This is a genomic window from Lyngbya sp. CCY1209, assembly GCF_055795065.1.
Genome location: NZ_JAYFER010000497.1, coordinates 11053 through 36191 on the forward strand (window position 1 = coordinate 11053; position 25139 = coordinate 36191).

The 25139-nt window shown below is 54.7% G+C and carries 16 protein-coding genes and 1 pseudogene; 8 read left to right on the top strand and 9 right to left on the bottom strand.

The features are described from left to right. Positions 1-301 precede the first annotated feature (301 nt). Entirely contained in the window at positions 302-3604 is a 3303-nt protein-coding gene (locus tag AC0QHF_RS15660; RefSeq protein WP_324705162.1) for an ATP-binding response regulator, read from the top strand. Positions 3605-4025: 421 nt separating this feature from the next. Further along, positions 4026-4403 carry a hypothetical protein gene (locus tag AC0QHF_RS15665; RefSeq protein WP_324705163.1) on the top strand — a complete coding sequence of 126 codons (378 nt, stop codon included), beginning with the start codon at positions 4026-4028 and terminating at the stop codon, positions 4401-4403. Positions 4404-4527: 124 nt separating this feature from the next. Here the strand turns inward: AC0QHF_RS15665 and AC0QHF_RS15670 are convergent, their stop codons facing one another. The 7 genes and pseudogenes from AC0QHF_RS15670 to AC0QHF_RS15700 all read right to left on the bottom strand — a co-directional run bounded on the left by AC0QHF_RS15670 (position 4528) and on the right by AC0QHF_RS15700 (position 14250). Then, positions 4528-5322, bottom strand: a complete 795-nt coding sequence (locus AC0QHF_RS15670) for a 2OG-Fe(II) oxygenase (protein ID WP_324705164.1) — start codon at positions 5320-5322, stop codon at positions 4528-4530. A gap of 83 nt (positions 5323-5405) precedes the next feature. Next, entirely contained in the window at positions 5406-6719 is a 1314-nt protein-coding gene (locus tag AC0QHF_RS15675; protein ID WP_324705165.1) for a DNA methyltransferase, read from the bottom strand. Positions 6720-6783: 64 nt separating this feature from the next. Next, entirely contained in the window at positions 6784-8697 is a 1914-nt protein-coding gene (gene mnmG, locus AC0QHF_RS15680) for a tRNA uridine-5-carboxymethylaminomethyl(34) synthesis enzyme MnmG (RefSeq protein WP_324705166.1), read from the bottom strand. A 155-nt stretch (positions 8698-8852) separates the two neighbouring features. Next, positions 8853-9974 (bottom strand): annotated as a pseudogene (locus AC0QHF_RS15685) (adenylate/guanylate cyclase domain-containing protein); the annotation flags it as partial. 499 nt (positions 9975-10473) lie between these two features. Further along, positions 10474-11007, bottom strand: a complete 534-nt coding sequence (locus tag AC0QHF_RS15690; RefSeq protein WP_324705168.1) for a Rab family GTPase — start codon at positions 11005-11007, stop codon at positions 10474-10476. Positions 11008-11017: 10 nt separating this feature from the next. Further along, the gene (locus tag AC0QHF_RS15695; RefSeq protein ID WP_324705169.1) at positions 11018-13531 is read right to left on the bottom strand and encodes an OmpA family protein; all 2514 of its coding nucleotides are present in this window, start codon (positions 13529-13531) and stop codon (positions 11018-11020) included. A 110-nt stretch (positions 13532-13641) separates the two neighbouring features. Then, entirely contained in the window at positions 13642-14250 is a 609-nt protein-coding gene (locus AC0QHF_RS15700) for a hypothetical protein (protein ID WP_324705170.1), read from the bottom strand. Between the two features lie 524 nt (positions 14251-14774). Between AC0QHF_RS15700 and AC0QHF_RS15705 the strand changes: the two genes are divergently transcribed. Then, complete coding sequence (locus AC0QHF_RS15705; RefSeq protein WP_324705171.1) at positions 14775-15803, top strand: hypothetical protein; 1029 nt, start codon at positions 14775-14777, stop codon at positions 15801-15803. Here the strand turns inward: AC0QHF_RS15705 and pyrF are convergent, their stop codons facing one another. Together pyrF and tyrS are read right to left on the bottom strand one after the other, a co-directional pair. Next, positions 15804-16517, bottom strand: a complete 714-nt coding sequence (pyrF, locus tag AC0QHF_RS15710) for an orotidine-5'-phosphate decarboxylase (RefSeq protein WP_324705172.1) — start codon at positions 16515-16517, stop codon at positions 15804-15806. It abuts the gene before it with no gap. A 141-nt stretch (positions 16518-16658) separates the two neighbouring features. Beyond that, positions 16659-17906, bottom strand: coding sequence for a tyrosine--tRNA ligase (gene tyrS, locus AC0QHF_RS15715; protein ID WP_324705173.1), 1248 nt, complete (start codon positions 17904-17906; stop codon positions 16659-16661). Positions 17907-18265: 359 nt separating this feature from the next. Between tyrS and AC0QHF_RS15720 the strand changes: the two genes are divergently transcribed. From AC0QHF_RS15720 to AC0QHF_RS15740, 5 genes are all read left to right on the top strand, one after another. Then, positions 18266-20194, top strand: a complete 1929-nt coding sequence (locus AC0QHF_RS15720) for a transglycosylase domain-containing protein (RefSeq protein WP_473113731.1) — start codon at positions 18266-18268, stop codon at positions 20192-20194. Positions 20195-20329: 135 nt separating this feature from the next. Beyond that, positions 20330-20557 (top strand): type II toxin-antitoxin system CcdA family antitoxin, encoded by a 228-nt coding sequence (locus AC0QHF_RS15725; RefSeq protein WP_324705174.1) that lies wholly within the window; start codon positions 20330-20332, stop codon positions 20555-20557. Between the two features lie 351 nt (positions 20558-20908). Then, positions 20909-22684 (top strand): GAF domain-containing sensor histidine kinase, encoded by a 1776-nt coding sequence (locus AC0QHF_RS15730; RefSeq protein WP_324705175.1) that lies wholly within the window; start codon positions 20909-20911, stop codon positions 22682-22684. Positions 22685-22939: 255 nt separating this feature from the next. Next, positions 22940-23485, top strand: a complete 546-nt coding sequence (locus AC0QHF_RS15735; protein WP_324705176.1) for an NUDIX hydrolase — start codon at positions 22940-22942, stop codon at positions 23483-23485. A 222-nt stretch (positions 23486-23707) separates the two neighbouring features. Next, positions 23708-25135: an FAD-binding domain-containing protein gene (locus tag AC0QHF_RS15740; protein ID WP_324705177.1), complete on the top strand. Its 1428-nt coding sequence runs from the start codon at positions 23708-23710 to the stop codon at positions 25133-25135. The last annotated feature ends 4 nt before the right edge of the window (positions 25136-25139 follow it).

A 25139-nucleotide genomic window follows, 5' to 3' on the forward strand; every position in this document is an offset into this window, starting at 1 on the left:
ATCTTATGGTTCAATCCCCGAAGATCTAAATTAGATTAGGGTACATCCTGAGAACAGTTCCTTTCGGGGTGAGCCGCGATCGCTAACAGAATTGAGTTGACCGGCAAAGTTTGTCAATTGTATCCGGAGACTTTCGGATTTTACACCCGAACCGAAACCCGAGCCAGTTTGAAGCCCGAGATCCCGAAAATCGCAGGTTGAGAGTCCGAGGTCGGATGCCGGGGGAGGTGAAATCGTCCCGTTTTCAGTCGAGAGGATGCTGTTAGCCGAATATCGATGTACGCCCAACACCCAACGATCCATGTCTTCTCCAATTTCTCTCCAAACGCTAATTCGGAGGGTGCCCGTCTGTTTCCGGGGCATCACCCTCGATGCGTTGTGGTTAGTGTTATCGGAAGGCAATCACGATTGCGCCGTCGTCGTCAACGCCGAGCAACATCCCGTCGGACTGGTTCATCTCCGCAGTTTGATGCCTTACATTTCCCCCGGTTCGTCGCGGCGGGGACCCCGGTCAAAACGGGGTCTGGACGATCGCCTGATCGAGCCCCTGCTGCTGGTTCCGGCCCATCTGAGTTGGAAGGATTTTTGGGCCTACTTGCAGCAAATCGGCCAGGATTTGGGGTGGAACCCGATCGCCTCTTTCTCGGGAAATAATGATGAAACCCAGAACCTCTCGCCCATCGCCCTGATCGACGAGACGGGGCAGTTTTTGGGGCTCGTGGATCTGCTGAAACTGCTGCAACTGGCGGTCATGAAGCCCCCCGGCCGACCCAAACGACGCCGGTCTGTCTCCCGGGAGTCGGCGGTGGAGGCGCCCCAAAGCTTTCCCTTCGTGGCGTCCCTGCTGCAACTGTTGGAACCACTGCCCCTGCCGATGATGCTGCAAACGGAAGGGGGGCAGGTGTTGGGTCAAAATCTGGCTTGGCGATCGCAGGTGGGGAACGAACCCGAAGCCGTCCGCGACGCGGCCCGGACGGTGACGAAGTGGGACGGCGGGGAAACCGCTTCTTTCCGGTGTCGGACGGGCTTCCAACCCGGGATGTGCGGGGCTGTCGGTGGCGGCGACCCGACCCGGGACGGCTCCCAAACGGCCGGAGCGATCCTCCTCCAAACCGCCAACGCCCCCGACCCGGAACCCGCCGGCGACGACACCCCCCCTGTCGCTTCTGCCATGCCGCCCTGGTGCCACCTGGGTTCGAGTCCGGACACCTACGTCTGCATTTGTCCGTCCCCCGACAGCCAGGAGCGAGTCTGGCAGTTCGCCCGCCAGCCGTTGCAGGAACCGAACGCCTCCCAAACCCCGAGCGGGCTGTGGCTGATCCTGGCTCAGGATATCACCGAACAGCACCGGGTCGCCCAGGAACTGGCCGCCAAAAATGCCGACCTGATCCAACTCAACCGGCTCAAAGACGAGTTTTTGGCCTGCATCAGCCACGAACTGAAAACCCCCCTGACGGCGGTTTTGGGATTGTCGAGCTTGCTCAAAGACCGCTCTTTGGGGGAACTGAGCGATCGCCAGGCCCGCTACGCCCAACTGATCCACCAGAGCGGGCGCCACCTGATGATGGTGGTCAACGACATTTTAGATCTGACCCGCATCGAAACCGGACAGTTGGAACTGGTCTCGGGAGGGGTGGACATCCGCGCCGCCTGCGATCGCGCTCTGGAAACGGCCCGACAACTGCAACAGCAGGACGGGGGCGGGGGCGGGGGCGAAACCGAATCCCCCGAAACCGGGCAGCCCTTCACCTTGGAGATCGAACCGGACCTCAAGACCATCGAAGCCGACGAACTGCGGCTGCGGCAGATGCTCGTCAACCTGATCTCCAACGCCTTCAAATTCACCCCCGACGGGGGTTCCCTGGGGCTGCGCGTCGGCCGTTGGGAGGACTGGATCGCTTTCACCGTCTGGGATACGGGCATCGGCATCCCCGAGGACAAGCAACACCTGATCTTTGAAAAATTCCAGCAGCTCGAGAGCCCCCTGACCCGCAAATTCGAGGGGACGGGGTTGGGGTTGGTGCTCACCCAGCGGTTGGCCCGACTCCACGGCGGCGACGTCAGCTTCATCTCCAAACACGGGGAAGGCTCCCAATTCACGCTGCTACTGCCCCCGGCTCCCCCCCAAAAGCGCTGGAAATCGGACGCCTTGGATTGGGAGCACAGCCCGTCCCCGACACCCGATTCCCGACGCCCGCCCCCCGCTTCGACCCGGCCGACCCCCCAGGTGCAATCCCGCCTGATCCTGATCGTGGAGGCCGTCCCCCGGTTCATCCACGACCTGAGCGATCGCGTGGCGAGTTTGGGCTACCGGGCGATCGTGGCCCGCACCGGCACGGAGGCGGTGGAAAAGGCGCGGCGGCTGCAACCCCGGGTGATTTTCCTCAACCCCCTGCTGCCCCTGCTCTCCGGTTGGGACGTGCTGACGCTGCTGAAGACGGACGCGGAAACCCGCCAAATTCCGGTGTTCATCACCGCCACCCTCGGGGACAAAAAGCGGGCGGTCCAGGGTTGCTGCGACGGCTTTCTCAGCCTGCCGGTGCACAAGTCGGACCTACAGTCGGCCCTGGCCCAACTCGAACAACGTCCCGAGCCCGAACCCGCCAAGCGGCTGACGGTGCTGTGGTTGAGCCCCGTCGGGGACAGCTACCGCCCCCCGGGGGACAGGCCGGAATCGACGTTTCCCAGACCCTCCCGCGTCCGCGGCAACTTGCAGTTGCCCGGCGGCGGACTCCCCCACCGCCACCGCCACCCCCAGATTTCCCACTGCCGGATTTTGGAGGCCGACGACCTCAACCAGGCGGAACTGCTGGCGCGAATTTGGCATCCGGATGCGATCGTGCTTGACAATACCGACGGCGTGGACGACCGGGTGGCGTTCCTGCAACAGTTCGGCGAACAGGAACATTTGGCGAACATCCCCTTGGTGACGCTGGATTCGGCGACGACGGCCGCGGCGAATCAGGTCGAAACCCTGTCGGTGTTCCCCTGCTTGGCCTCCCAAACTGACCGGAACCGCCCCTCCGACACCGCGACTTCGGCGCTCTTGCAGGTGATTCAGGTCGCCGCCGGGATGAGTTGGAAGCCGAATATTTTGGTGGTCGATCTCTCCACCCTCCCGGATTTTGCCGAGTCGGAGGGGACTCCGATGCCGCGGGAACGGGGCGATGACTCCCCCGCCACATCCTCGAATGACCCCACCGGAAAAATTGAGCGGGCGTTGATTCAATACCTGCAGACGGCGGGGTTCCGGGGGTCCTTGGGGCGGTCGTGGGAGGAAATTCTCCAGCAGTTGCAATTTCTGAGCGTCGATCTGCTGCTGATTTGCGTGCGAGATCCGGCCTCGCCCCTGCTGATGCGGGCTCTGTCCACCCTGCTGCGGGTCGCCTCCCCCCGGGAACATCCCCGGGTCACGCTGCCGCCGATCCTGATTTTGGACCACTCCAGTTTGAAAATTGGCGGGGGTCAAAAATCGCTCCCCGTCTGTCCGGCCCCGGATCTTCCCGCCGACCTGCGGGGACTGATGGAGCGGATGGCGATCGAGTTTTTGTCGGGTCAAATTTCGATCGCGGAGTTGTTGGACCGGATTCGCGATCGCATCTGAGGGGAAAAATGCGGCGACGAATCAACCGGAACAGGTTTTGACCCAAACCGACCGAATCGGGTGGACTCGGCATCGCCCCGGGAATCCGATTCGGTTCGGTTTAGGAAAAGAAGCCAGCCAGAATCAGGGGAATAAATAATAGCGCCACCACGATCGCGGTCAGGGTGATCGGGTCGATTTCGCGATCGTCGGGGGGAGGAGGGTTGTTCATGACAGAAACTCACGTCGCACGTTTGTGCCCACTATAGCAGGGGTCGAGGGTGCCGCAACTTTCAAACGGAATACCGACCGGAACTCGGCCTGCCCCGACGAACTGAAAAACTGCGATCGATTGAATTTCAATTTTGTGGTATAAGCCTTAATAAATTTATCTTTAATGTGAGGAGAAGCACGATTGAACGGTTTGAAATCTATCAAATTGATGGCAATTTCGACGCTGGCGGGAATCGGCGTTTTGGGAATTTTCGTCCCCGCAGCCCGGGCATTTGACCTGATCTGTATGGGTGTCATCCCCGCCGCGCGCCTGTCTTTTACCGTCCCCCACAGTCCGGAGTCCGGCTTCATGCAGCAGGTGGAATTTCGCAACGTGATGACAGGTGCGGGGGTCGCAACATCCGATCATTTGACATTCGATCGCAACAACGAACAGGGTCAGGGAATCTTTCGGGGTAGTGTGCGGGGAATGGCCGATGTGGTTTTAATCGATATGGCGGATTTCCAACCCGAACCGGGAAGCGAAATTTCCGTCGGCTATGACGGCCAGTGGGGTCGCGGAACCTGTGCGCCCTACGACCGCTAATCTTTGGTGTGGGGAATTTTAGATTTTAGATTCCCCGAGTGGGGAGGAGTCAGGAGTGAGAAGTGAGGATTGAGGCGTTTTTCCCTCTTCCCTACTCCCTACGACCGACTCCCCACTCCCCACTTTACCGGTGAATCCAGCCGTTGATCGTAAATCGACTGTCTTCAAACTGTCGGGAAGGACAATAAACCGGAAGCACTTCGTGTTTGAAGCGACTGTCAAAAAAGACGATGCTGTTGTGGCGGGGTTCGACGGTTTTCAATCGATCGCCAATTCCGGCTTTTTCACCGTCGATGTGGGTTTCGTAAAGCCTCAGCTCGCCCCCGTAAAATGCCTTGGGTTCCCGATAAAAATAGTAGACGTAGGACAAAACCCGATTCGCCATTTTGTCGCCGTCCACATCTTGATGGATGCGATAATATTCCCCGTCATTGTGGGCGGTCATCTGCATTTCCAGCCCGGACACCAAAAAAGGGGGGAGGTCGAGTTTTTCGAGGATATCCGGTCTAAATTTAAGAATTTTAAATCTAAATTTTTGATAAAATTTTTCAAAATTTTTCATCAACAAAACGGAAGATTTACGAACTCCTTTTTCTTGTTTTACGACCCCTGACGGCAAAAATTGGTCGCGATTTGCAAAGGCAATTTCGAGGGTTTCTTCCTGCTCTTCGGGGGATAAAAAGTTGTCAATTTGGACGACATTCGGATATAAAATTTCTGAGGTTCCCGAACTTCTGAGAGAACTCGGGTGCCCAGCCAGTTCCAACACTTTCAACGCCATCTCTGCGCGATCGCGCGGCGGGAGTTCCGGGTCGTTCAACGCCGCTTCGATCACATCCAAGGACTGTCCCACCAAACCCGTCAGGCGATGGTCGGGTGCGATCGCGTTTCCGTCATTCCTCCGGCAATCTTGAGCCACAATTTCCCTATCCTAAGCCAAAGCATCTCGATTATTTTATCGCATCTGACCCAATTTTCGATCCGATTCCGAGAATCTAACGGTCAAAGTCGAGACCTATTCAGTCCCCGCGAATGGTTGGCGACCCAAAGGATTCCTTCGTGTAAGGGAAATCGATGTTTTCGATTTTTCCATTTGGTATTTCGATCGCGCCATTTATCAAATTCATAATCTGCAAAACCGGCGGCGATCGCCAATTCTCCCAACCAGCGATCAACGGGAACGTGAATCCCATAGGGTGCGGAATCGCCAATCGCGAAACAGATTTTTGAATCGTCATGACAGACTCTTTTCAGTTCGGACCAGACTTTTGCCATCCCGACAAAATAGGCGGCTATCATCGTATGATAGTGCTTTTTTCCGCCGTGCAATAATCGCTCCGATGACAGGCGATCGCAAACCCCCGCAATTTCTTCTCGGATCGGTCGGAGTTCGGGGGAATTTAAGAGAGTTTCGAGGGACAATCGCGATCGCGATGCGTGTTGGGATGAGGAAACGATCAGATATTGTCTGACTGCCACGTGCAAATCTCCCCAACCGTCAATTTCTCCCCAAAATGACAGTTCAAATCGGGTCGCATCGGCATAATCGTAATTGTTGGCGTAGGGAGGAGAAGTGATGACTAAATCGATGGAGCGATCGGGTATTTCTGGACAATTTCTGGCATCAGATTTGATAATTTTAGCGGCGGGTTGACGGCCGATTTCTTGTAACTCCCTCATGTCGGCTTTCATCATTTCAACCTGTGCCACAAATGCTTCCAAAGGGGGAATGACTTTCTTTTTTGTTTTGTTGGGTAAGATATACTGCCATTGTGCGGTTCCCACGCCGGAACACACTCGGAGAATGGCGGTAATTGCCAGCCAATTCAACTCCGAAGCCGGAGAGCGATCGCTGTAAGATTCCCAAGCCAACTTCAGCTTATTTAACTCCGTAAGTACGTCGGGTGAAAAGCTGCGGATAATTAATGAGGGGTAGTTTTGCGGTATTGCAGAACAGTTTTTTGCAAATTTCAGGATATCAAACGCCCGATTTTCAAATTCTGTAATTGACGATGACCAGAACGTTTTGGCTTTGGCGATTCGACGGACGAATGGATGCGCTTCGATGCCGATGCCGTTGACTCCCAAGCGATCGGCCGCGATCGCAACCGTTCCCGACCCGACAAATGGATCGAGAATTTGAGGGGAATCAAAACCGCAGTTTTCGATGATTTCCTCGACCCATTCCGCCGAAAAACCCGCCGAATACCGAAACCAGCGATGAACGGGCAATTTCATATTATCAGAAAATGTACCCGATCGCCCTTTCTTTTTGGAAACAGTTTCCAACGGAAATAATTCGAGTTGAATCGCCATAAAAATCCTCAAATAATCGATCATAGCCCTCCCCTTGCGAAGGGGAGGGTTGGGTGGGATCAAACTACTTCCCCGCCGCCGCCGGTTGCCGGTTTCGCACTTCCAAATAAATCAACAAGGCGTTGATGTCCGCCGGATTCACCCCGCCAATTCGGGATGCCTGACCGATGGTCAGTGGCTTGACTCGGTTCAACTTTTCCCGAGACTCCATCGACAGGGTTTCGATTTTCATGTAGTCCAAATTTTCGGGAAGTTTGCGGTTGGCGTGGCGGCTGATTTGGTCGATCTGGTTTTTCTGGCGTTCCATGTAGCCGGAATATTTGATCTCGATTTCCGCCCCTTCTTTTTCGGCTAATTCCAACTCCGGACGGCCGAGGCCGTATTGTTCCAATTGGGGATAGTGGAATCCCGGACGCCGCAACAATTCCGCCAGGGTGATCGATCCTTTAATTCGCTGTTGGGTATCGGATGCGATCGCCACCCCCACTTCCTCCCGTTCCTTGACTCGGGTGGTTTCCAACCGTTTTTTTTCGGCGAGAATATTCGCCTGTTTGCGTTGGAACAATTCCCAGCGGCGATCGTCGATCAAACCGATTTCCCGGCCCAACGGCGTCAGCCGCCGGTCGGCATTGTCCGATCGCAGCAACAGCCGATACTCGGAACGACTCGTCAGCATTCGGTAGGGTTCCCGCAGATCTTTCGTACACAAATCGTCAATCAACGTGCCGATATAACTCTGTTCCCGAGGAAAGATTATCGCCTCCTCGCCCCGCACTAATTTAACCGCATTAATTCCGGCGACGATGCCTTGGGCCGCCGCCTCTTCATAGCCGGTGGTTCCGTTGATCTGACCCGCACAAAATAGCCCCTCTATTTTCTTGGTCATCATCGTCGGATAACATTGCGTCGCGGGCAAATAGTCGTATTCCACCGCGTAGGCCGGACGCAGCATCACGCAGTTTTCCAAACCGGGGAGGGTTCGCAACATTTCCAACTGCAATTTCTCCGGCAATCCGGTGGAAAATCCCTGGATGTAAAGTTCGGGAATATTGCGCCCTTCCGGTTCGATAAAAATCTGGTGACTTTCCTTGTCCGCAAACCGGACAATTTTATCTTCGATACTCGGACAGTAGCGGGGTCCTTTCGCGTCCACCCAGCCGCCGTAAACGGGAGATAAATGCAAATTTTCCTGAATTAAACGGTGGGTTTCTGGGGTCGTCCGGGTCAAATAACAGTTCATTTGTTCCCGTTCCACCCACGCTTGGGGGTCGAAACTGAACCACCGCACGCGATCGTCTCCCGGCTGGGGTTCCAAGTGGGTATAATCGACGGAGCGCTTGTCCACCCGCGCCGGAGTTCCGGTTTTCAGGCGCCCGGTTTCAAACCCCAAACGGTTGAGGGTTTCCGTCAATCCCACGGCGGCGAATTCTCCGGCTCGTCCGGCTGGCATGGATTTATTTCCCACCCAAATTACGCCGCCCAAAAAGGTGCCGGTGGTGAGGATGACGGCTCGGCAGCGAAAGGCGACGCCGAAATAGGTTTCGACGCCGATAATTTCGTCGTTATTTCCTAATACTAAATCCGTCACCATCCCTTCGCGGACGGAGAGATTTTCTTGATTTTCGACGATGCCGCGCATCACTGCCGCATATTCCCGCTTGTCGGTTTGTGCCCGCAGCGCCCAGACTGCGGGGCCGCGAGAACTGTTGAGGAGGCGCTTTTGCAGGTAGGTGCGATCGGCCATTTTGCCGATTTCTCCCCCCAACGCATCGACTTCGTGGGTGAGTTGGGATTTAGCCGGCGCCCCGACGGCGGGGTTACAGGGTTGCCACGCGATTTTATCCAGGTTGAGGGTGAGCAGCAAGGTGCGACACCCCAAACGCGCCGAAGCCAATGCCGCTTCACAGCCAGAGTGTCCCGCACCCACCACGATGATGTCAAATTCGTCTTGAAAGTCTACGGGGGAAGTTACTGTCATGGTCGGGATTCGTGCGATGTTCGATTGATTTTTATTTTAGCGATATCGTCTATATTTTACAGGTTTGAATGGGGATCGTGCGATCGCGCCCCTTTAGAATTCCGGATTTCCGAAACTCTCGATCGCTATTGTATCTCAACTCGGGGGCGATCGCCTCAATTTCCCGGCCGTTCTGTTTCGGAAATGGGGGCGAAAGGTGGCGGAGTGCGATCGGGTGGTATAAGACAAAAATTTTCGCCCTGATTGTCGTCGTTATTTTCATCCATATCGAAGAGAAAATAGGTGTTCATTTGACCTTTTCCTTTGACGTAGATCGGCTCTCGCTTCTCGAATAAATACCGGTCTTTTAACAGTTGATATGTCACCTCTGAGACGTGAATTTTTCCGGGTATGCCGTGAGACTCCATCCGAGATGCGGTGTTGACCGTATCCCCCCACAAATCGTAGATAAACTTTTTCAGGCCGATCACCCCTGCCACGACGGGTCCGCTGTGAATGCCGATGCGGATGCTCAATTTTTTGTCCCGTGTACGATTGAACTCGCCCAAAACTTTTTGCATTTTCAGGGCCATTTCGGCGATGGCGATCGCGTGATCGTCCCGCCGGGTGGGCAGGCCACCGACCACCATGTAAGCATCTCCGATCGTTTTTATTTTCTCCAATTCGTAGGCTTCGGTGAGGAGGTCGAAAGCGGAAAAAATTTGATTAAGGAGGTTAACCAAATCCACCGGAGAAAGCTGGGATGCCAACTCCGTAAAACCGACGATATCGGCGAACAAAACTGTCACCTCGGAAAAACTTTCGGCCATGATGCTGGGTTGGCGTTTGAGCTTGTCGGCAATTTTTTTGGGCAATATGTTCAGCAACAGCCGTTCCGTTTGTTCTCGTTCCCGCTGCAAGGCTGCTTCCGACAGCAACCGTGCGGTGATGTCTCTCAAAATCGCCCGGGTGGCGATCGCTTTGCCATCTTTCAATTTGCAATTGATACTGCCTTCGACCGCGATCGTCCGGCGATCTTTTGTGATAAATTCTGACCTCAAAGAATCGATCGCTTCCCCCGATATCAAACGGGAAAAAATTTGCAAAAATTGAAATTTGCTGTCGGGATGAATGATATCAAAAATCGTCAGATCTTTGATTTCCGAGTCCGCATATCCGAGGGTTTCTTTCCAGGCTCTGTTGACGTACATGAAATGACCGTCGGGGCCGAAAGACTGGATCAAATCGCTGGCATTTTCAAACAGATCGCGATATCGTTCTTCGCTTTCCGCCAGAGCATTTAACAAAAGGCTGGTTTCGTTGGTCGCTTGGACTAACTTTTGTTCCAGAACCATCCGTTCTGTCACGTTTGCCAAGAAAATAATGAGCTGCTCTTCCTGGGTTTCTGGATGGCGATGGGGGTTGACAAATAAATCGAAATAAACGGGGGGAGATGCTTCGGAGAAACGACCGATCCCCTTCAATTCAAAGCTGGGCAGTTCTCCCCGCAAAACTTCCGCCAAAATTTCTTCGGTTCCGAACAGTTCCGGGAACCCGTTGCGGACATCCTCGCCGGGAATTAACTGTTCGGGTGGGTCGGCAAAATCCCCCGCCGTCGCCGAAATTTCACGGACGATGAAATTGCCATCCAAAATCAGATATTCTAAGTGATGGGGAACTACAATTTTGGGCCGAACCTGTTTCATGTCGTCCTCGATTTGATTTTCGACACATCTTGACACTCATTAATTATACTGGTTCGAGCTGTCCTTCTCCGGCTCAAATTGCGATCGCGGGTCAAGCGGGTTCCACCATCTTCTCGGCCAATTTTTGAAAAATTTCATCGACATAATCGCCCGTTTTCGCTGAAGTCTGATAAATTCCCACGGCTTTTTCGCAGATTTCGGGCGGGACGCACCGGGTCAGCTTTTGCAGTTGGGACTCGCCCACCAAATCGGATTTGTTCAAAGCGACGATTATTTCTCCCTTGGGATTCACGGATAAAAACAAATTAAAATGTTCGATCAGGCGCTCGATCGTTTCTGGGCGGGTCAGATCCGCGACCAACATCACCCCGGCGGCCCCCCGCAGGTAAGAGGGCGCGATCGCCTTGAATTTCGTGTGTCCTTCGATATCCCAAATTAACAACTGCAAATTCAGCGTTTCTTGCCCTTTTACATCCCGCAATTCGACATTTTTCCGGGAAATTTTGACTCCCACGGTTGATAAATATTGGTCGCTGAATTGGCGATCGACGAATTGCCGGATCAGGCTGGTTTTGCCGACGCTGAAATCGCCGACCATGCACATTTTTTTGGAGATTGTAGACATTTTATTGAGGTTATTCTGCCGATTTTTCTATGATTTCAAATACCACAGTTCTGCCCAACAGGAAAGGTTGATGAGATGCGACATCGGTCGGTGGCTCCGGGTTCCCCACCACTTCCAGGCGGTTCGGGTCGATACCCTGTTGAGTGAGAGCGTCCCGCACGGCTTCGGCTCGCTTGAGGGCCAATTGCTGGTTTTTGGCGGCATTGCCCCTGACATCGGTGTGGCCGATTATTTTGAGGGAGAGTCGGGGATAGCGATGGAGAACGTCTTTGATGCGGGCGATGATGGCGATATCTTTGGGGTTCAATTGGGCCGACCCCCCGTCGAAGTAAATGCGGTTTTCGATGTGTACCGGATCGACTTTTAAGGTGCTGAAAACCGACCGGACTCCGGGAATTTTTTCAAAGGCTTCGGAAATTTTATGGGCATCTTTCATTTGCCTGACTTGACCATCGATCGCGACTTGGCGATCGCGATAATTGGTTTGAATTGAAATGCCGGGAAGTTCGTTAAAGAGGGCGGTCAATCGCTCCACTTCCCCGGCGGTGGCGACGGGATCGGGGGGGACATCGACGGCGATGGTTTGATTGTCCAATTCCAACTCTGGGGCGGTGGATAACGCCAGACTTCCCGCCAAGTTTCGCAGTCTTTCATTGGGAACTTTTCCGGTTAATTTTAAGCGATCGCCGTCCACATCCACGCCGATTTTATAAATCGCTAATTCGGGGGTCGAGTCCAACAATTCGGCGGTTTGGGTTTCGATGCGCCGTTCCCGGGCATTTTGAGCAGAAAAATATCCCCAAGGCACGAGGACGGCTAACCCCAAAAACACCCCCACACCGAGCAGCGCGATCGGGAGCCGATTGGATTTATTTTCGACCGGAAATTGTATCAATTTCTCCAACAGTTGATTGACGGCCGCTGGAATGCTTTCGCGATCGCCGTCAAAGTTTTCGATCGCGTCGCCGTAATCCAAAACGATTGTCCCCATCGTTTTCCGCATTTTGGCAACAAATTTTTGGGTCGGTTCCCCTTTGATGACGACGGCTAAATAGCAGTAACCCGCCACTTCCAGAATAATTTTGGAAGCACCATATTCAATTTCGTTGAGTTCCGAATAATCGTCCGGTTGAACGATGCAGTCGCTGACGAAACTCCGGATCGCCGTCAACATCCCCCCGATCATTTCCGATTCGAGGCTATGGCTGCCGGAGGTTTGCACGTCGGACATAATTAATCCCGAACTTTTATGAATTAAAAATATAGCTTGGATGCTGAACGGCATCGATTCCTGCAGGATCAGTTCAGCTTCCGAAACCCCTTGAAATTTGGCTCGAACTTTTCGGGTGACTCCCTCCACGCTCAAGGCGTTGGCAACTTTTTGGTTGATATTTTGAATGGCTTCGGTCAGGTATTTGCTGATGGTATTGCCGATCACCGGATACAACGCATCCACCATCGCATCCCGTTCCAGGCGAACTTGTTCTTTGATCGCCCTCCCCATTTCCGGCGCCAAGGCGTTGGCGATCGCATCCCGATCCAGTTTTCTTTGCTCCCGAATCGCGATCGCGACTTCGGGCGCCAGGGCTTGGGCCACTTCTTCGGGAGAGTTTTTAATATGCTGAGAAATCGCCCCGGGTAGCAGGTCGGCGATCGCATCGATCATTCCCGATTTATTTTGTCGCTTTTTACTGGTAATGATTTCATCGATGATCGGCACGATTGAAGAAATGACATCTTCTTTAGATGCGGTAATTTCGCGGCTTATAATTTCTTGTATCGCCGGAACCAAGAGCTGAAAAATTTTGTCCGGATCGTCAAAGTTCTCCTGAACCGTTTGGAGTTTCTGATCGGTAGAAGCGATTTTTTCGTGCAGCTTCGGTAACTCAGTTTCAAGACAAGCTTTCGTGATTTCTTCAAATTCTGATAACTTTGAACCGAGCAGTAAATCCTGCAAGGCGTCGAACGGATCGGAAACATCTTCTGCCGGTTTGATTTCTGTATCGGTTTCGTCGCCCCCGGCAGACTCCGAGGCGGTCTGTTTTTGATGCCAACGATCGGAGGAAACATCACCCCCCGAATGGGAGTCCCCATTTCCATCCTCCGTCCATTTCTCCTCCGACTGGCCGCACTCGTCGGGGTCGATTTCAATTAACCGCAGCCTCTCGGTTCGCAATTCCTCACCTTCGGGCACCAATTCCGAGGAGGTGACGGGTGGGTTCGGCAAATGGTCGCGATCGCCGGAAAACCGCTCTTCGAGTCGGACCGCCCGATTTTCCTCGGGCTGATGGGAAAAAGCCTCTACCCTGTTTTCCGGCTCGCTCTTTTCATTCTCAACCCTTGAATTGTCTGCGTCTGGGAATGGCGGCAAATTTTCGGGGATGCGATCGGCGTCGGACTTTCCGATCAAAACATCCACCAACAGATTGACCAATCCTTCCAGTTGTTCTTCCGGCTGGTGGGATTTTAAATCGACATCTTTCTGCCCGTTCATGGTGGCCGTTTTTTTGTTGGATCTGCCCATCGGATGCTACCCCCAATTTTTGAATTGAATTGTCGCGGCCAAAGCATCCCGAATTGACCTCGCCCAATTGATGCCATTTCAAACCGCCCCTTTCCCACGGTCAAAACGGTTTATTTATTCTCGGTCCCTTCCAGCAGTTGAATGTCGGTGTACATATTCGTATCGGCGGCTTCTTGGAGCTGCGGCACGAATTCGGTTCCCTTCAGCTTCATCCCCATTTCAAATAGGATTTCCGCCATGTCATGTTTGGAAACCTTCGTATCTCTGATCATCGACAACCGCTGATCGAGCTGCTCGAACACCTGTTTTTTCAAGTCCCTAAAGTCCTCTTGCAAGCGATCGCGGGTTTCGGTAAATTCTTCCCGGAGCAAGGTGGTCTGACTGTCGAGAGATTCGTCGAGGGCTTCGATGCCGTTGGAAAACTTGCGGTTGAGCCGTTCGAGCTGCTGTCGCAGTTCCGCCGCCTCTTCTTTGCTTTCGCTGCCGAGAGTCTTGATCTTTTTTTCCAAGGATTCGTTGGTCGCCCGGATTTCGGTCGATAAAATACTCTTCACCTGTTGGGCATAATCGTACAGTTCCTGCTGGAGTCGGGACAGGTCGGACTCCATTTTCTCGAAGCGATTATTAAATTCCCGAATATTTGAACCAAAAATTATATCGCGAATTTGCTCGATGTTCGCCAGCCTTTCGCGCATTTCTTCTTTGGTTATATCTGACATAACTTCTCCTTTGACGATCGCCAGTATTCTGGTGACTTTTGGGGTTATTTGGGGGCGACTGTAATTGTCGGTATGACAATCGCCTTTACCATTGCATAGATGCCCGAATAATTTCTTTGATTTTTGTCTGGATAGACCCTCCAATCCTGACACCGAGCTGTCAACTTGTCAAGATCGTTCGCTCCGCGCAATGACCCTTTTTTTACATTTAGCCTTCTTAATATTATATCAGATATATAGTTCCATGTCAATGTTTTGCAATAATTATTTATATTAAACGAGTCAGCCGCCCATCCCGCGTATAATTAATTTCGGAAACCCTTCTCCGACTGTTGATCGCCCCCCGGCATCGGGGTAAGGAAGCGAGGATGAAAAGGGAGATTTTCGCCAGGGAGCCGGTTTTTCAGTTTCGCCGGGGCACAGTCCGGCGAGATCGGCGCGAGGGACGCGGTTGATCGGCTCCCCCGAGCCCCGGAAACCGGGTGTCAATCTTTCGGTAGAATTGTACGGCATCAATTGACGAGATGAATATTCCTTCTCTGCTCAACGTCGCGATCGGTTTGTTTTTAGTTTACCTCATTTTGAGCCTGCTGGTTTCCGACCTGCAAGAACTGATTTCGGCGTACTTATTTGATTGGCGGGCCAAAAACCTGAAATCGTCCATCGAGAGTATTTTGGGAGCGGAAATCGCCCGGAAGTTGTACGAACATCCGTTAATTCGATCGCTGAAAAATTACAAAATGGATCGCGACAAGGGGGCGGCGGGTCCGTCTTACATCCCCGACGAAATCTTCGCCCTGGCGCTGATCGACCTGTTGATGGAAGCGGCGGGGATCGAAGAAAGAATCGTGTCGCTTTCCGTGGAAGACTTCCGGGAAGCGATCGCCTCCGATGAAGTCCAAAAGCTCCTCGACAAAGAGCGGATCGAACTGATGCGATCGCTGGCCAACAAAGCCCAGATCGACGGCGACAAGAAACCCTTTATCAAATCCTTGGAATCCGAGTTGATCGGGTGGTTTAAACAGTCGATGGATCGCGCCTCCGGAGTCTTCAAGCGTCGCGTAAAAGGGATGATTTTGGTGCTCGGTTTCGCCGTCGCCGTCCTGCTGAATGTCGATACTTTAAATCTCGCCACCCGCCTGTCTTTGGAACCCGTCCTCCGCGAACAGGTGAGCCAAAATGTTGACTTCGTTTTGAGCGAAAATGCCCTGTCGAAATATCTCGACTGTTTGGAACGCGCATCTTTAGAACCCAAAGATTGCCAAAGCCTCGTCAGCCCGAATTTTTTAAACGGGGTGGAACGGGAGTTTTTCTCTCTCCCCGTGGGTTGGAACGCCGCCAATTTAAGTTATCAATTCGGGGCCGACTTTTCCAGCTTCAAACTGCTGCGGGCGATTTTAGGTTGGACCCTGACCGCGATCGCGATCTCGATGGGATCATCGTTTTGGTTCGACCTCCTCAACCGGCTGATCGACGTCCGCAACACCGGCAACAAACCCCCCGCCGCGATCGACTTCCAAAGCTCAAAATCCTCGGATTCTTCTCACTCCTAATTAAATCATTTTGAGTTCTTCCGAAATCAACTTCAACGCCGCCGACGGGTTATTCGCCTGGGTGATGGGGCGCCCGATCACCAAATAATTCGCCCCCGCCTTCACCGCTTCCGAAGGGGTGCGCGATCGCCGCTGATCGCCCTTTTCCGCCCAACTCGGACGGACACCGGGACACACCAGCAAAAAATCATCCCCGCAGGTCCGCCGCAACTGTTCCACCTCCTGGGGAGAACAAACCGCCCCCGCCAAACCGCAGTCCTTCGCCAACAATGCCATGTGTAAGGCGTACTCCGGCAGTTCCAGGGGAATTTTGAGGTCGAAAGCCAATTCCCGGGCGTTGAGGCTCGTCAGGAGGGTGATGGCGATCAATTGGGGGGCGGGTACGCCCGCCTCTTTCGCGCCGATCTCCGACGCTTCCTGAGCCGCTCTCAGGGCGACTTTTCCGGCGGTGGCGTGAATGGTAATCAAATCCACCCCGTAACTGGCGGCGGCGCGGCAAGCCCCCGCCACAGTGTTGGGAATGTCGTGAATTTTCAGATCCAAAAAAATGCGTTTGTTGCGCTGTTTGAGCTGCTTTAAAATTTGCGGCCCGCAACTGACGAACAGCTCCAATCCCACCTTCCAAAACGAAACTTGGGGCAGGGTTTCGATCAGGGCGATCGCATCCGCCTGGGTGGGGACATCTAAGGGGACAATAACATTATCGATCGTCATGGTTGTCGAATTGGGGTGTGGGGGGTGGGGTGTGGGGTGTGGGGAAAGTGAAAAATGAAATATGACCGATTCTCTTTCCCTTCTGGGTGGGGGCAACCTTATAGGGTTGCCCAATTCTGGAGAACGTCGGGGATTGGGGGTTTAAACCAACCGGACAAATTTCTTTTTTCCAACTTGCAGGACCCGGCCTTTGAGTTCGTCGGGGGAGTCGAAAGTGAGGTTGGGGTCGGAGACGCGATCGCCGTCGATCCGCACCGCACCGTTCTGAATTTGTCGCCTCGCATCGCTGCCGCTCTTGCACAGGTCGCTGGCACCCAAAATATAGAATAACTTGGCGGGGAACTCCACGGTTTCCAGGGAAAATTCCGGGACGGCTTCGGCCCGTTTCGCATCTCCCTGCACCAAAGTTAAAGCCGCCTTTTGGGCTTCCGAAGCCGCCGCTTCACCGTGGTATTGGGTGACGACATCGAGGGCTAATAATTTTTGGCGATCGCGGGGATTTTCGGGGAGTTTATCCAGGGGGCGATCGGTGAGCAACTCGAAATATTCGGCGATCAAACTGTCGGGGACTTTCTCCAATTTCGAGTACATGGTCAGGGGATCTTCCGAAAGCCCGACGTAATTTCCCAGGGACTTGGACATTTTTTGCACCCCGTCCGTCCCGATCAAAATCGGCATCAATAAACCGAACTGGGGGCGCTGTCCGAAATAGCGCTGCAAATCCCGCCCCACGGCGAGGTTGAATTTCTGATCGGTTCCTCCCAATTCCACGTCCGCTGCCACGGCCACCGAATCGTATCCCTGCATGAGGGGGTAGAGAAATTCGTGCAAATAGATGGGATTTTCCTTTTCAAACCGGAGAGAAAATCCCTCCTTCGCCAACATCTGGCCTACGGTCATCCGGGAGAGCAGGTCCAAGATTTTCGCCAGGTCGAGTTTGGACAGCCATTCCGAATTGCGGCGAATTTCCAGGCGTCCGGGGGTGTCGAAATCCAAAATCGGGCGCAGTTGGTCCAGGTAAGTTTGGGCGTTGCGTTCGACGTCCTCGGCGGTGAGTTGCTTGCGGACCTCGGATTTGCCGGTGGGGTCGCCGATGCGGGCGGTCAAATCGCCGATGATCAGGACCGCCGTGTGTCCCTCGTCCTGGAACGCCCGCAGCTTGCGAAAAATGATGCTGTGTCCGAGGTGGATATCGGAACCCGTGGGGTCGATCCCCAACTTGATCCGCAGGGGGCGATCGCTCTGAGCCAACCGCCGGCCCAAATTCTCCTCGGGGTTGGGAGAATCCGGCAGTTCCGGGAAAACTTCGTTGATGCCCCGGCGCAGTCGGGGAAAATTTTGCAGAGAGGCTCCGGGCGAGCTCTCCGCGACAGGTTGACTCACAATCATGGCAGGATAGAAACTTTTGCGAATGCAGGGCGAGATGCGTTAATCTTGATTCCTGATCAACGAGTGTGGGCATCGTGACCCAACTCACACAGAATCCTATCATTTTCCGATCGTTTTCTGTCGGGATTGGGATGTCGGGTTCCCCCGCCCGTCCGGATCGATCCGAGATGTTGCGGAGGTTCCCACTCACCCGATCGGCAAACGGAAGAAAAAGATTTGAGTCCGGGGATTGTCGCCGATGCGATCGCACAGAAGCAGATGCTATATCCTTGGATTCAGTGGGGTGAGGGCTGACCCGGACCGAACCCCGAAGTCAGATCCCCTGTTACCCTGTTTTCCTGGAGCGGAGTGAAATTAACGTGTCATCAACAAACGCAATCCGACGCCAACGACGGCTCGAATCATCGTCGGGCCTATTTGACTTCATTCAGTCAGTCAGCAAGGTCACGGCCGGAACGCTGCTGGGTACGACCATGTTAGCCAGTTCTGTGGTGGCCGGAGGTTTGGTTGGTCTGGCCGTGAGTTTCCGCAACCTTCCGGACGTGCGGGTGTTGCAGAACTACGTTCCCACCGAAACGACCCACATCTACGACATCAACGGCAAACCCCTGGCCAGCCTCCACGACGAGGCGAACCGGGAGGTGGTTTCCCTCGACGAAATTTCCCCGGACCTGAAGCGGGCGGTGCTGGCGATTGAAGACAGCAATTTTTACTACCACAAGGGGATCTATCCCACGGGGATCGTGCGGGCCTTCGTCGCCAACCTGGAGAGCGGGGAAACGGTGGAGGGGGGTTCGACCCTGACGATGCAGTTGGTCAAGAACCTGTTCCTGTCCCCCAACCGGACGATCAGCCGGAAAGCGGCTGAGGCGGTGATGGCGATTCGCCTGGAACAGATTTTAGAAAAAGATGAGATTTTGGAGCTCTACCTCAACCAGGTGTATTGGGGCCACAACTTGTACGGGGTGGAGACGGCCTCCCAGAGTTATTTCAACAAGCCGGCGTCGGAGCTGAACCTGGCCGAGGCGGCGCTGATGGCGGGATTGATCCCGGCGCCCGAGGATTACAGCCCCTTCGCGAACTACCAGCTCGCCAAACGACGGCAGGCGATCGTTTTGGACCGGATGGCCGAACTGAAGTGGATCACCCCCCAAGAGGCGGCCGAGGCCAAGAAACAGCCACTTTTGGTGGGCACGATCACCTCCTTCCGCACCAGCCAGTTGCCCTACGTCACCGAGGCCGTGGTGCAGGAGTTGACGAAGCAGTTCGGCCGGGACGCGGTGTTGAAAGGGGGGATGCGGGTGCAGACCAGCATCGACCTGAACTTCCAGCGCATGGCCGAGCGGACGGTGAGCGAGTGGCATGACCGCCTCTACTACCGGGGCATCTACCGCGATCGCACCAACGGTCAGATCGCCCTGGCCGCCGTCGATCCGACCACCCACTTCATCAAGGCGATGGTGGGGGGGTCTGACTACAAGACCAGCCAGTACAACCGCGCCATCCAGGCCCGCCGCCAGCCCGGGTCCTCCTTCAAGCCCTTCGTCTACTACACGGCCTTCGCCTCGGGCAAATACGGACCCGATTCCGTCGTCAACGATACCCCCGTCAGCTACCCGGACGGCTACGGCTACTACTCCCCCCGCAACTACGGCGGCGGCTTCTCCGGGGCCGTCTCCATCCGCTCCGCCCTGCAATCCTCCCTCAACATCCCGGCGGTGAAAATCGGTCAGGCCGTGGGACTCAACCAGGTGATCGAAGTCTGCCGCATCCTCGGCTTCACCAGCCCCATCGAGCCGGTGATTTCCCTGCCCTTGGGATCGGTGGACGTCACCCCGATGGAAATGGCCGGGGCCTTCGCCACCTTCGCCAACGACGGCTGGCATTCCGACCCCACCGTTATCGTGCAAGTCACCGACAGCCAGGGTAACGTCCTGCTCGATAACCGGCCCAAACCCCGCCTGGTGCTGAACCAGTGGGCTGTGGCTTCCCTCAATAGCGTCCTGCAAGGGGTGATTACCAGCGGGACGGGAACCCGGGCTAGACTGGGACGGCCGGCGGCGGGCAAGACGGGAACCACCTCCTCGGAGCGGGATGTCTGGTTTGCCGGCTACACGCCACACCTGTCCACCGCCGTTTGGGTGGGCAACGATGACTACACCCCCCTGAGTGCCGGTGCGACGGGGGGAACCGTCGTGGCTCCGATCTGGCGGGACTTCATGAGCCAAGCCCTGGTTGGCAAACCCGAGACGGGCTTCACCTCCCCCTCCCAGTTTGAAGCGCCCTAGCCGGTCCGATCTCATTTCCCGGCGAAGGATGAATCGGACAGAGATCGTACAATGGAAAACAACACCGCCTTCGCCGGGATTTCCGGTCGGGACAGCCCTACGGTGTTCGCTTTCATGCATTAGGATCTTGTCGTCATGAATTTAAATACTTCTTCTTCCTCCAATGCCGCCAGCAAAGTGGAAGTGTCGATCCACATCGATTCCGAGCTGCTCGATCAAGTCAAGCACTTGACGAACGACCCGAGTAAAGTGATCGAAACCGCTCTGCGGCAGTGGCTCCGGGGAGAGCGCCCCGAAGATGATCTGGCCCTCAACCTGCAGCGCAACCCCCCCGTTCCGCCCCGAGGCGAGTGGAATGATTGAACCCCTCCTCCGGGTTCCGGGCTCGGGTGACGACTCGATCGCCCGTCCCCAAAACTTGACGCGATCGTTGCCGTCGCGGACCGCCCGGTCGGGGAAGAATTGGGGTCGCCATCCGGTCGGGTCTGCCCTGGCTGATCGCCCGCAGCTTTCCTGGTATTGGAAATTCCCGGCAATCGATCGGATTCGATTTCCGATTTCTCATTCGAGGTGGAAATAGAGTGCTGCCGAGAGTTCGCCAATGTTGCAGGAAGTAAGCGCCAAAGTCAACAAGTTCTATTGTTGGGTAACTTTGGGTCAGTCTGATTTAACGGGTAACGAAACGCTTTTGCCAATCCTCCGTCGCGAATCCTCATGAATGCTGACACGGATTCCCCGCTCCCCAATTCGGCTTCTGCCGAGCTGTTTTCGGGTTTGGAAGCCGACCTGGTTTTTGTTCAAAATCAATCGGGTCAATATCTATATTTTTCCTGGCGACGGGGCGATCGCCATCCCATTCGTGCCGATCGCATCGTGGGCACTTCCATGGAAGACTCCTTCAAACCGGTCGTCCTCCAGCCCTATCTGGAACGGGTGCGCCGAGTCCTGGAAAGTTCGATCCCGGAACGGTTCAGCTACCCGTTCGGTTACGAAGACCAATATTTCCCCGTCGAATTGATTGTCAGTCCCATCCTCAAATCCGACGGCACCGCCACCGAGATCTTGGTAATGGGACGGCTGCTGGAGAACGTGCAACTGCCCCCCAATTCGGCGGCCGACGAAGTGATCGCCTACCGTTCCCTGCCCTCCAACTTCGACATCCAGCAAAAAATGCTGGTGCAAATTGCCGGGACCCTCTGCCGCACCGTCCCCCCCAGCTCCCAGATTTACCAGACCATCCTCGGCCAAATCGCCCAAAAAATTCGCCGCACCCTCGATTTGAAGCAAATTTGGCAGCAGACCGTTGACAGCCTCGGCCAGGTGTTGGGGGTGAGCCGCTGCATCATCTGCCCCCACCGCCCCGGCCGGGATGACGGGTACAATAACTTGCAAACCCAGGTGGTCGCCGAGTACCGCCAAGAGGGCACCCGGATGATGCTGGGGTTGGACTTGTCCGTCGAGCGCGAATTGGGCTGGGCCCAAGCCGTGAAAACCCTCGAACCCGTGGTCGTCGAGCGCAGCGTCCCGGAAAACGACCCCTACCGCCGCCACTCGATCCTCGTCGTCGCCACCGCCTACCAGGACCAACCCAACGCCCTGATCGCCCTCCACCAGTGCGATCGCTTCCGCCAGTGGACCGCGGCCGAGATCGATTTCGTCCGGGAACTGGCCACCCACGTCGGCACCGCCCTCGCCCACGCCACCCTCTACCAAGAATTGGAAGAGGCCCGGGCCGAAGCCGTCGCCCTCTCCCGCCTCAAAAGCGAATTTCTCGCCAACACCTCCCACGAACTGCGGACCCCCCTTAACGGGATCATCGGCTTTCTCAAACTCGTTTTGGACTGCATGGTGGACGACCCGGAGGAAGAGCGGGAGTTCATACTCGAAGCCCACCGCGCCGCCCTCCATCTCCTCAATTTGATCAACGATGTCCTCGATATCGCCAAGATCGAAGCGGGGAAAATGGAAATCGACCTAGCCCTGGTGAAAGTCGGGGAACTGCTGCGGGAAGTCGAACAGTTCACCCGCCCCCAAGTCCAACAAAAAGGTCTGAATTTCACCATCCAACCCGCCGCTTTGAACGACGAATTGATCGTCTATGCGAACTATCAAAGATTGTTGCAAGTTATGCTAAATTTGGTGGGAAATGCGATCAAATTCACCCACGAGGGCGGCATCAACATCAGCACGGGAATGGTCAAACAAAAAGTGGTCATTCAAAATCAAGAACTGCCGGGATTCATCGAATTTCGCGTCGTCGATACCGGCATCGGCGTCCCCCTGGAAAAACAAGACCGCTTATTCAAGGCATTTTCCCAGGTGGACAGCGGATACACCCGCCAATACGGCGGCACCGGATTGGGTCTGGTCATCTCCCAAAAACTGGTGCAGGCGATGGGCGGTTCCGTCAAGTTTTACAGCTTGGGAGAAGGGCTCGGATCGACGGTGACATTTACGGTTCCCCTGTACCAAGAACCGGTCAACAATTAACAATTAACAATTAATAATTATTAATTTTATTTTTTTTGACGGCTTTCGGGGGGGTGGGGGCTGGGAACCCTTGACCTTGATTTGTTGTGCTGCGATGATTTAATCTGGAAAGATACCCGGCCTCGAACTTTCCCACCTCCGGATGGGAGGGCGGACTCTCGTCTGGGTTCCCCGGCGGAAATGGCGCCCGATTGGGTCGGTCCGTTGGGTATCCAAAAAATCGAGACTTAAATTAACACTCAACCCTAAAATTCCATGCGACCCGGTTCCGAACCCCCCGAAATTCTCCAGCAGCGTCTCTTTTACCGGGGACGCAAATTCAACTTCGACGTCAACCGCCTCCGCCTCCCCAACGGCGTCGAGGGGGACTGGGAGTGCGTCCGCCACCCCGGCGGCGCCCTGGTCATCCCCGTCACCCCGGAGGGCCAATTGGTTTTGGTCAGACAATATCGGTTTGCGGTGCAGGGGCGGACCCTGGAATTTCCGGCGGGCACCGTGGAAGCCGGCGAAGATCCCGCCGATACCGTCAAACGGGAAATTGAAGAAGAAACCGGCTACCGCGCCCGCCAGTGGCGGAAGTTGGGACAATTTATCCTCGCCCCCGGCTACTCCGACGAAATCATCTACGCCTTTTTGGCTGAACATCTGGAAAAACTCGACACCCCCCCGGCCCAAGACGACGACGAAGATATCGAAACGGTATTGATGACCCCCCAAGAGGTGGAAATGGCGATCCAAGCCGGTGAACCTTTGGACGCCAAATCCATCGCCAGTTTTATCCTGGCAAAACCGTTTTTATGACGGGAATCGGGAGACAGCTAAGAAACCGGGTTTCTATTCAGATTGTAGTGGACTGTTTCATCTTAAATGAGGCGATCCGATCTGAATCTACAGGCAAGATGCCCGATGCTCCGTTTTGAATTTTGCCTCATTTTAGCCGAAACGGTCTAGTAGGGGGGAATACGAGATCCTTTGAGAAACCCGGTTTCTGAAATCAACAATTCTCAATTCTCAATTATTTCAATGTCCGATTTAATCCTATTTTGGCACCGTCGCGACCTGCGAATTTCCGACCACCGGGGACTGGCCGAAGCCCGCCGCCGCAGTTCCCAGATCGTGGGGGTGTTTTGCCTCGACCCGAATATTTTGGAGGCGGATGATGTCGCCCCAGCCCGGGTGACTTACCTGATCGGTTGCCTGCGATCGCTGCAAGAACGCTATCGGGAAGCGGGGAGTCAACTGCTAATTCTGCACGATGAACCCGTGCGGGGATGGTGGAACTTGGCAACCGCTTTGGAGGCGAAGGCGGTGTATTGGTGTCGGGATGTGGAACCCTACGCGATCGACCGCGATCGCGCCGTTGCCGAAGCCTTGAATGACGCGGGAATTGAGGTTGAAACCTATTGGGATCAACTGCTACATTCTCCCGAAGAAATCTTCACGAGTTCTAACGAACCTTACAAGGTTTACACCCCCTATTGGCGGAAGTGGAATCAGCAGAAAAAAGATCGCCCCTTCGAGACGCTGGCGGACGTGACGGGACTGACAGACAGCCAGCAGGAGGCGGCGAAACAAGCGGGGGCGATCGCACTCCCGACGGCGAAGGATTTGGGGTTCGTGTGGGAAGAACCGTTGATTTTAGAACCTGGGGAAGAACCGGCCCGCGATCGCCTGGAGGACTTTTGCGATCGCGCTATTTACGAGTACGACGAACAGCGAAATTTTCCCGCCGTGGACGGTACATCTCAGTTGAGTGCGGCGATTAAATTCGGGGCGATCGGCATCCGCACACTGTGGGCGAAAACGGTGGAAATAATGGAAAATACCCGCAGCGACGAAGCCCGAAGTCAAATCCGGGCGTGGCAGCAGGAAATCGCTTGGCGGGAGTTTTACCAGCAGGCATTATATCACTTTCCGGAACTGGCGAACGGGCCCTATCGGGAACCCTTCGATCGCTTTCCTTGGAGTGACAATCAAGAGCATTTTCAAGCCTGGTGCGAGGGTCAAACCGGCTATCCGATCGTGGATGCGGCGATGCGACAGTTGAATGAAACGGCGTGGATGCACAACCGCTGCCGGATGATTGTCGCCAGTTTTTTGACTAAGGATTTGATGATCAATTGGCAGTGGGGCGAAAAGTATTTCATGCAAAAGTTGATTGACGGAGATTTGGCGTCTAATAACGGCGGGTGGCAGTGGAGTGCCTCCAGCGGCATGGACCCGAAACCGTTGCGAATTTTTAATCCGGCATCCCAGGCACAAAAGTACGATCCGGAGGGGGAATACATTCGCCAATGGCTGCCGGAGTTGCGGAATTTGGAGACGGCGGATCTGGTGACGGGGAAAATTTCCTCTCGCGATCGCGAATCCTGCGATTATCCGGAGGCGATCGTCGATCACAAGCAGCAGCAAAAACAATTTAAGGCAATTTATAAAGATTTGAAAGGTTAATTTT